Here is a 9048-nt window from a genome sequence, read left to right on the forward strand (position 1 = left end):
GGCTTGCGGGGCAGGGGTACGGCGGGGATCAGCGCGAGTTCGTAGCCCCGCTCGGGTACGAGACGGGTCTCAAGGCCGCGTTCCGTGCCCAGGGCCGTGATCCCCACAGTGGGGTCCTGCCTGCGCAGGGCGTCCGCGAGGGCGAGCGCCGGCTCGATGTGGCCGGCGGTCCCCCCACCGGCGAGTACGACATGCACCGAAATTCACCGCTCTCCGGACGAACGCGCCGCCGAGGCACGCCGTCGCATCGTGTTCCATCTCCGGGGCCGTCGGCCGGAACCGGTACCCCTGGCCCCCCGCTTTCTACCAAAGCGGGGTTGCCGCATCGCAAGCGCCGCCCGCGCAGCGGGGTCGTCGCGCGCGAAGGCGATCAGCAACCCGATGGCGAACATGGTCGGCAACAGGGCGGAACCCCCGTAGGAGAACAGCGGGAGCGGGACGCCGGCGATCGGCAGCAGGCCGAGCACCGCACCGATGTTGATCACCGCCTGAGCGATGATCCAGGTGGTCACGCCTCCCGCGGCATACCTCACGAAGGGGTCCTCCGTGCGTCCGGCCACGCGGATACCCGCATAGCCTAGAGCCGCGAAGAGGGCGAGCACCGACAGTGTGCCCGCCAGACCCAGTTCCTCACCGGTGACGGCGAAGATGAAGTCGGTGTGGGCCTCGGGGAGTTGACCCCATTTCTCCACACTCGCCCCGAGCCCGGAGCCGAAGATCCCGCCGGATGCGAGCGCGTAGATCCCGTGCACGGCCTGCCAGCAGTCGGCGACCCCGGTCTTGGGCTCGGTGGCGCCGATGCAGGCGAGCCGGGCCATGCGGTTGGGGCTGGTCTTGATGAGGATCACACCGATGGCGGCCGCGATCGACAGCACGCCGACGAAGAGCCGGGTCGGAGCGCCGGCCAGCCACAGCAGTCCGAAGAGGATCGCGGTGAGGATGATCGCCGTACCCATGTCGCCGCCGAGCATGATCAGCCCGAGCAGCATGAAAGCGACCGGAACCAGCGGCACCAGCATGTGCTTCCACTGGGACAGCATCGCCTTGTCCTGCTTGCGGGCGAGCAGGTCGGCGCCCCACAACACCAGGGCCAGCTTGCCGAACTCGCTGGGCTGGATCTGGAAGGAGCCGCCGAGCGAGATCCAGTTCCGGTTGCCGTTGACCGACATCCCTATCCCCGGCAGCTGCACCAGCGCCATCATGAAGACGGCGCCCGCGAGGATCGGATAGGCCAGCGCCCGGTGCAGTTTGACCGGCATCCGCGAGGCGGCGAGCGCCAAGACCCCGCCGATACAGGCCGCGAGGAACTGTTTGCGGAAGAAATACGAGCCGGGCAGCGAGAGTTGGAGCGCGGTGATCTGGGAGGCCGAGTAGACCATCACCAGACCCAGCACGGTGATCAGCACGCTGCCGCCGGCGATCAGGTAGTAGGCGGTCAGCGGCCGGTCCCAGGCCCGGCGGGCGTTGGTGTAGAGCCGTCGTACGGGGTTGTCGCGGACGGTCCTGGCGGCGGCGGGACGTCTGGGGGTCCGCTGCTGCACGGGCGGCCGGCCGGTACGGCTACTGGGCATCAGCGCCTCCGCTTGCGTCGGTCAGGCGCCGAGTTCGCGAACCGCCTGGGCGAACGCGTCACCGCGCTTGTTGTAGTTGGCGAACATGTCCATGGAGGCGCAGGCCGGGGCGAGCAGCACCGTGTCGCCGGCGGCGGCGAGCCGCTGTGCCTCCTGGACAGCCGCGAGCATCGCCCCAGTGTCGGTCCGGTCGAGGTCGACGACGGGTACTTCCGGCGCGTGTCGCGCGAGGGCTTCGCGGATCAGCGCGCGATCCGCGCCGATCAGCACCACGCCCCGAAGGTGCTTCGCCGACTTGGCGACGAGTTCGTCGAAGGTGGCACCCTTGGCGAGCCCGCCCGCGATCCACACGATCGACTCGTAGGCCGCCAACGAGGCTTCCGCCGCATGGGTGTTGGTGGCCTTGGAGTCGTCGATGTACGCGACACCGTCCACATCGGCCACGTGCGCGATGCGGTGCGCGTCAGGCCTGAAGGCCCGCAGCCCGTCCCGTACGGCCTTGGCGGGCACCCCGAAGGCGCGCGCGAGGGCGGCGGCGGCAAGGGCGTTGGCGATGTTGTGCGGGGCGGGCGGATTGACGTCCGAGACCTCGGCGAGTTCCTGGGCGTTCTTCTGCCGGTCCTCGACGAAGGCACGGTCCACCAGAATGCCGTCCACGACGCCGAGTTGGGACGGCGCAGGGCTGCCCAGCGTGAAGCCGATGGCCCGGCAGCCCTCCTCGACGTCGGCCTCGCGGACCAGGTCCTCGGTGGCCTTGTCGGCGACGTTGTAGACGCAGGCGACCCGATTGCCTTCGTAGATACGGCCCTTGTCGGCGGCGTACGCCTCCATCGAACCGTGCCAGTCGAGGTGATCGGGCGCCAGGTTGAGAACGGCGGCGGAGTGGGCGCGCAGCGAGGGCGCCCAGTGCAGCTGATAGCTCGACAGTTCCACGGCGAGGACGTCGTACTGCTCGTCCCCGAGTACGGCGTCGAGGACCGAGACGCCGATGTTGCCGACCGCCGCCGTGCGCAGGCCCGCCGCCTTCAGGATCGAGGCGAGCATCTGGACGGTGGTGGTCTTGCCGTTGGTGCCGGTGACGGCGAGCCAGGGGGCCGATTCGGGACCGCGCAGACGCCAGGCGAGTTCTACGTCGCCCCAGATCTCGACGCCGGCTGCCCGGGCCGCCGTGAACAGCGGCTTGTCGGGCTTCCAGCCAGGGGTGGTGACGATCAGTTCGGTGCCTTCGGGCAAGGTCGCTCCATCACCAAGGCGCACGGTGATGCCGAGCGCCTCCAACTCCGCGGCCTGGGCCCGGGAGCGCTCGTCGTCGCCGTCGTTGACGACCGTGACGAGTGCGCCGAGGCCGTGCAGGACCTTGGCCGCCGGGATGCCGGAGACTCCGAGCCCGGCGACGGTGACGTGCTTGCCCTCGAAGGAGAGCCCCTGCCCTTCGGTCACTTTTTCGCTGCCCATCCCGCGTAGAAGAGGCCCAGGCCGACGATCACGCAGATGCCCTGGATGATCCAGAAACGGACCACCACGAGCACTTCGGACCAGCCCTTGAGTTCGAAGTGGTGCTGGAGCGGGGCCATGCGGAAGACCCGCTTGCCGGTGAGCTTGAAGGAACCGACCTGGATGACCACCGACATGGTGATGAGGACGAAGAGGCCACCCATGATGGCGACGAGCAGCTCCGTGCGGGAGAGGATCGCCAGACCGGTGAGGACACCGCCGAGGGCCAGCGAACCGGTGTCCCCCATGAAGATCTTGGCCGGTGAGGTGTTCCACCACAGGAAGCCCAGGCAGGCGCCCATCAGTGCCGAGGCGATGACCGCGAGGTCGAGCGGATCGCGCACTTCGTAGCAGGCGTTCGGGTTGGTCAGGGTCTGCGCGTTGGCGCAGGACTCCTGGAACTGCCAGACACCGATGAACGTGTAGGCACCGAAGACCAGCACCGAGGCGCCGGTGGCGAGGCCGTCCAGACCGTCCGTCAGGTTCACGCCGTTCGACATCGCGAGGATCATGAACAGCGCCCAGATCACGAAAATGATCGGGCCGAGCTTCCAGCCGAAGTCCGTGATGAACGACAGCTTCGTGGAGGCCGGGGTGTTGCCGCTGGCGTCCTTGAACTGCAGGGCGAGCACCGCGAAGCTGATGCCGACGATCAGCTGGCCGGCCATCTTCGCCTTGGCCCGCAGGCCCAGCGAACGCCGCTTGACGATCTTGATGTAGTCGTCGAGGAAGCCGACCAGGCCCATGCCCACCATCAGACCGAGAACCAGCAGACCCGAATAGGTCGGCGCGTAACCGGTGATGACCTTGGACAGGAAGTACGCGGCGACCGTCGCGAAGATGAACGCGATACCGCCCATCGTCGGCGTACCGCGCTTGCTGGCGTGCTCGCGCGGGCCGTCGTCACGGATGTACTGGCCGTAGCCCTTGCGGGCCAGCAGCTTGATCAGCAGCGGGGTACCCACCAGGGTCAGGAACAGGCCGATGACTCCTGAGAACAGGATCTGCTTCATCATCGGGCGGCAACCTCACCCTCGGTACCGGCCTCGACGAGCGCCTGCGCCACGCTCTCCAGACCGACCGACCGGGACGCCTTCACGAGAACGACGTCTCCCGGGCGCAACTCGCTGCGCAACAGGTCGACCGCCGCCTGTGCGTCGGACACGTGCACCGACTCCTCACCCCACGAACCCTCGTTATATGCGCCCAGTTGCAGCCAGGACGCTTCCCTGCCCCCGACCGCGACGAGCTTGCCGACATTGAGCCGGACGGCCAGCCGTCCGACCGCGTCGTGCTCGGCGAGCGCCTCGTCCCCGAGCTCGGCCATCTTGCCGAGCACCGCCCAGGTCCGGCCCCCCTTTGCCTGTGAGGCTTTGCCCATTGCAGCGAGCGCGCGCAAGGCGGCTCGCATGGACTCGGGGTTCGCGTTGTAGGCGTCGTTGACGATGGTCACGCCGTCCGGTCGCTCGGTGACCTCCATCCGCCAGCGGGAGAGGGAGCCCGCCTCGGAGAGCGCGGTGGCGATCTCGTCTGCGGACAAGCCCAGCTCATGGGCGACGGCGGCCGCGGCGAGCGCGTTCGACACGTGGTGCTCACCGTACAGGCGCATGGTCACTTCGCTGCACCCGGAGGGTGTGTGAAGGCTGAAGGCGGGCTGTCCGCTGTCCGTGAGTCTCACGTTCTCGGCCCGTACGTCCGCTTCGCCGGACTCTCCGAAAAGGATCACCTTCGCCTTCGTACGGGACGCCATGGCCCGTACGAGCGGATCGTCCGCGTTGAGGACCGCGACGCCGCCTTCTTCAACTGAAGGGAGCGCTTCTACGAGTTCGCCCTTTGCCTGTGCGATCTGCTCCCGGCCGCCGAACTCGCCGATGTGGGCGGTGCCGACGTTGAGGACGAGGCCGATCTGCGGGGGCGTCAGATCCGTGAGGTAGCGGATGTGACCGATGCCGCGGGCGCCCATCTCCAGGACGAGGAACCTCGTCTCGTCGGTGGCGCTCAGCGCGGTCAGCGGCAGCCCGATCTCGTTGTTGAACGATCCCGGTGTGAACACCGTGGGCGCCTTGCGAGCGAGCACCTGGGCGATGAGGTCCTTGGTGCTGGTCTTGCCCGCCGAGCCGGTGAGGGCGACGAGGGTCGCGCCGAGCCGTCGTACGACATGACGGGCGAGGGCGCCCAGGGCGCTCTGGACGTCGTCCACGACGATCGCGGGCACGCCGACCGGGCGGGACGCCAGGAGGGCCACCGCGCCCGCCTCGACGACCGCGTTCGCGAAGTCGTGGCCGTCGACGTGCTCGCCGACGAAGGCGACGAAGAGGCTGCCGGGTTCCACTTCCCGGGAGTCGCGGACCACCGGGCCGGTGACCTGGACGGACGGATCCGGTATGTCGTGCGTCTGCCCGCCGACGACTTCTGCGATCTCGGCGAGGGAGAGGGCGATCACAAATTCATCCCTGGGTCTTCTGGATAGCTTCGCGGAGCACCTGACGGTCGTCGAAGGGACGGACCACTCCGGCGATGTCCTGGCCCTGCTCGTGGCCCTTGCCCGCGACCAGCACGGTGTCCCCCGGCCGTGCGCGGGCGACGGCGGCGGTGATGGCGGCGGCCCGGTCCTCGAAGACCTGGACCTCGCCACGCTCGTGCGCGGGCACCGACGCGGCGCCCTGGAGCATCGTCGCGAGGATCGCGAGGGGGTCCTCGGATCGGGGGTTGTCGGAGGTCAGTACGGCTGTGTCGGCGTGCCGGGCGACCGCGGCGCCCATCGGCTCCCGCTTGGTCCTGTCCCGGTCGCCGCCGCAGCCGAGCACGACGTGCAGCTTGCCCTCGGTGACCTTGCGCAGCGCGCGCAGGACCGATTCGACGGCGTCCGTCTTGTGGGCGTAGTCGACGACCGCGAGATACGGCTGCCCGGCGTCCACGCGCTCCAGGCGGCCCGGCACGCCCGGTACCGCGGCGATGCCGTCGGCGGCGAGCTGCGGGTCGAGGCCTGCGGTGGCCAGGGCGGCGATCGCGGCGAGGGTGTTGGCCACGTTGAAGGAGCCGGCCAGCGGCGAACGAGCGGTGATCAGCTCGCCCTTGGGGCCGACCGCGGTGAACGTCGAGTCCATCGGGCCGACTTCGACGTCCTGGGTGCGCCAGTCGGCGTCCGGGTGGCCCTCGGCGGAGTAGGTGACCACGGGGACCGTGGCCTCGACGGCGAGCCTGCGGCCGTACGCGTCGTCGAGGTTGACCACGCCCTGGCGGCTGCGCAGCGGGGTGAACAGCTGGGCCTTGGCCTGGAAGTAGTCCTCCATGCCCGTGTGGAACTCCATGTGTTCCGGGCTGAGGTTGGTGAAGACCGCGATGTCGAAGATGCAGGCGTCGACCCGGCCGAGGACCAGCGCGTGGCTGGAGACCTCCATGGCGACCGCGTCGACCCCGCGCTCCAGCATGACCGCGAACAGGGCCTGGAGATCGGTGGCTTCGGGGGTCGTGCGCTCCGACTTGATGCGCTCGTCGCCGATGCGCATCTCGACCGTGCCGATCAGACCCGTGGACCGGACCGTTTTCAGGCCGCCCTCTACGAGGTACGCGGTGGTGGTCTTGCCGGACGTTCCGGTGATGCCGATCTGGAGCAGATCGCGGCCGGGGTGACCGTAGATGGTCGCCGCCAGCTCACCCATCTGCCCGCGCGGGTCCTCGACGACCAGCACCGGCAGGCCGGTCGCGGCCGCGCGGTCGGCACCGGCCGGGTCCGTCAGGACGGCGAGGGCACCGAGGCCGGCCGCCTGCGTGACGAAGTCGGCGCCGTGCAGACGGGCGCCGGGCAGCGCGGCGTACAGGTCGCCGGGGCGGACGGCGCGCGAGTCATGGGTGATGCCCGTGATCTCGGCGGTCGACACCGGCGCTGTCGTCATGGTGACGGCGGCGCCCAGTTGGTCGGCGAGTTCCGCGAGGGGTGTGGCGGAGATCCGCGCCGGCCTGGGCGGCCCCGGGTAGGTCACGGATGCGCCCTTCTGGGGGGTTTGGGACTGATCGGCGGGTGGCACGGCGGTGAGCGTACCGGGCGCACCGGCCCCGGAGCGAAGTGAGGGGCGGGGCCTGCTGTCCTGCTGGCCCTGGTTCCCGGACTGGGAGGTGATCATGGTCACGGATCGGTTCCTGGCTGTTGCGCTGATCAGGGCGTGAAGGTCACGGGCAGATTCGCGGCCTTCGCCCCGGTGGGCGGGACCTGGAGGGTTTTGAGGGCGAACTCCATCACCTGCTTGTAGATCGGTCCGCAGATCTGACCGCCGAAGTAGCTTCCGCTGGTGGCGTTCTGGATCGCGCAGTAGACGGTGATGCGGGGGTTGTCGGCGGGCGCGAACCCGGCGAACGACGAGGTGTAGCCCTTGTACTTGCCGGTGGCCGGATCCACGCGGTTGGCGGTGCCGGTCTTGCCCGCGACCCGGTACCCCGGAATGGCGGCCTTACCGCCCGTGCCCTGCTCGTCGTCCACCACGGACTCCAGCATCTGGGCGAGGGTCTTCGCCGTCTTCGCACTGATGACCCGGGTCTTCTTGGGCGTCGCCGCGGGCGTGAAGCGGCCGTCGGGCCCCTTCGTGCCGCGCACCAGGGTGGGCTCGACGCGGACTCCGCCGTTGGCGACCGTCGAGTAGACGGAGGCCGCCTGGAGCGCGTTGAGGGACATGCCCTGGCCGAAAGGAATCGTGTACTGCTGCGAGGTCGACCACTTGTCGGCGGGCGCCAGGATGCCCTTGGTCTCGCCGGGGAAGTTCAGCCCGCTGTAGCTGCCGATGCCGAACTTGCGGAGATACGAGTACAGGACCTGGTTGGCCTCGGGCTGGGTCTTGCCGAGCTGGCCGGCCGCCTCGATGGTGCCGATGTTGCTGGACTTGGCGAGGACGCCGTTGAGCGTCAGGTTCCAGGTGGCGTGGTCCACGTCGTCCTGGAAGAGCCGGTCCCCGCGGTGCAGCCGGTTCGGCACGACGACATGCGTCAGCGGGGTGGCCGCGTTCTCCTGGAGTACGGCGGCCATCGTCATGACCTTGGCGGTGGAACCGGGCTCGTAGGCGTCCTGGAGGGCCGCGTTGCCCAGGGAGGCCGCGTTCGCCTGCGCGAGGTCGTTCGGGTCGAAGCCGGGCGCGTTGGCCATGGCGAGGATCTCGCCGGTGCGGGTGTCCTGCACTATCACGTACCCGCGGTCCGCCTTGGACTTCTTCACCTGCTCGGTGATGGCGTTCTGCGCGGCCCACTGGATGTCGCGGTCGATCGTCAGCTCCACGTCGGAACCGGGCACCGCCGGCGTCTCGGTGGAACCCGCGGTGGGCACCTGGAGACCGCCGGACTGGGCGTAACGGACCTTGCCGTCCTTGCCGGTGAGGTCCTCGTTCAGCTGCTGCTCGACCCCGCCGCCGCCCTTGCCGTCGGCGTTGACCCAGCCCAGTATCCCGGCGGCGAGATCGCCGTTCGGGTACACGCGCTTGGTGGTGGGGACGGCGAGGACACCGGCCAGCACGTTGACCGTGGTCGGGTCGGTGGCGGACTTGGTGTTCAGCGCGCTCTTCAGGTCCTTGATCTGCTTCCAGACCTGCGGGGTCTGCCGGTTGGCGAGCACCACGTAGCGCAGGTTCTTGTTCGAGGGCCTGAGCTTCTTGACGAGGGATGCCTGGTCCACGCCGAGGATCGGGGCGAGGAGGGCGGCCGCCTGTTCGGGCCCGTCGTCGATCTTCAGCTGCTTGCGGGTGAAGAGGGTGGGGTCGGCCGTGATCGTGTACGCGTCCACGCTGGTCGCGAGCGCCACGCCGGAACGGTCGGTGATCTCGCCGCGCTCGGCGGCCAGGACGTAGTCGACGTACCGGTTCTGCGCGGCCTTGGCGGCGTACGCGCTCGCGTCGACGGCCTGCACCTGGAGCAGCCGTACGACGAACGCGATGAGTACGAGGGTCAGCGCGAGGCTGATCATGCGCAGCCGGGGGCGGGGGCTACCGAGCCGGAGGGAGCG

7 protein-coding genes are annotated in these 9048 nt (G+C 69.4%); all 7 read right to left on the minus strand.

Features of this window, described 5'->3' with window-relative positions:
• Positions 1-197, minus strand: a 197-nt coding sequence (locus AC31A1_RS40170; RefSeq protein WP_179301312.1) for a glycosyltransferase, incomplete at its 3' end; no start/stop codon positions are given.
• A 6-nt stretch (positions 198-203) separates the two neighbouring features.
• Complete coding sequence (gene ftsW, locus AC31A1_RS40175) at positions 204-1571, minus strand: putative lipid II flippase FtsW (protein WP_489658027.1); 1368 nt, start codon at positions 1569-1571, stop codon at positions 204-206.
• A gap of 21 nt (positions 1572-1592) precedes the next feature.
• Entirely contained in the window at positions 1593-3026 is a 1434-nt protein-coding gene (gene murD / locus AC31A1_RS40180) for a UDP-N-acetylmuramoyl-L-alanine--D-glutamate ligase (RefSeq protein WP_489658028.1), read from the minus strand.
• Positions 3008-4081 (minus strand): phospho-N-acetylmuramoyl-pentapeptide-transferase, encoded by a 1074-nt coding sequence (mraY, locus tag AC31A1_RS40185; protein ID WP_393753126.1) that lies wholly within the window; start codon positions 4079-4081, stop codon positions 3008-3010. Before mraY ends, murD begins: the two co-directional genes overlap by 19 nt.
• Positions 4078-5508 carry a UDP-N-acetylmuramoyl-tripeptide--D-alanyl-D-alanine ligase gene (locus AC31A1_RS40190; protein WP_489658029.1) on the minus strand — a complete coding sequence of 477 codons (1431 nt, stop codon included), beginning with the start codon at positions 5506-5508 and terminating at the stop codon, positions 4078-4080. The genes mraY and AC31A1_RS40190 overlap by 4 nt, the downstream gene beginning before the upstream one ends.
• A 4-nt stretch (positions 5509-5512) precedes the next feature.
• Positions 5513-7048, minus strand: coding sequence for a UDP-N-acetylmuramoyl-L-alanyl-D-glutamate--2,6-diaminopimelate ligase (locus tag AC31A1_RS40195; RefSeq protein WP_489658031.1), 1536 nt, complete (start codon positions 7046-7048; stop codon positions 5513-5515).
• Between the two features lie 173 nt (positions 7049-7221).
• Positions 7222-9048 (minus strand): peptidoglycan D,D-transpeptidase FtsI family protein (locus AC31A1_RS40200; RefSeq protein ID WP_489658030.1); only part of this gene is annotated, 1827 nt, incomplete at its 5' end.

Source organism: Streptomyces sp. P5F9, from assembly GCF_057961495.1.

Excerpts from the sequence above, each read along its gene's own strand:
- ftsW (WP_489658027.1), bottom strand. The coding sequence starts at position 1,571 with ATGCCCAGTAGCCGTACCGGCCGGCCGCCCGTGCAGCAGCGGACCCCC.
- murD (WP_489658028.1), bottom strand. The coding sequence starts at position 3,026 with ATGGGCAGCGAAAAAGTGACCGAAGGGCAGGGGCTCTCCTTCGAGGGC.
- mraY (WP_393753126.1), bottom strand. The coding sequence starts at position 4,081 with ATGATGAAGCAGATCCTGTTCTCAGGAGTCATCGGCCTGTTCCTGACC.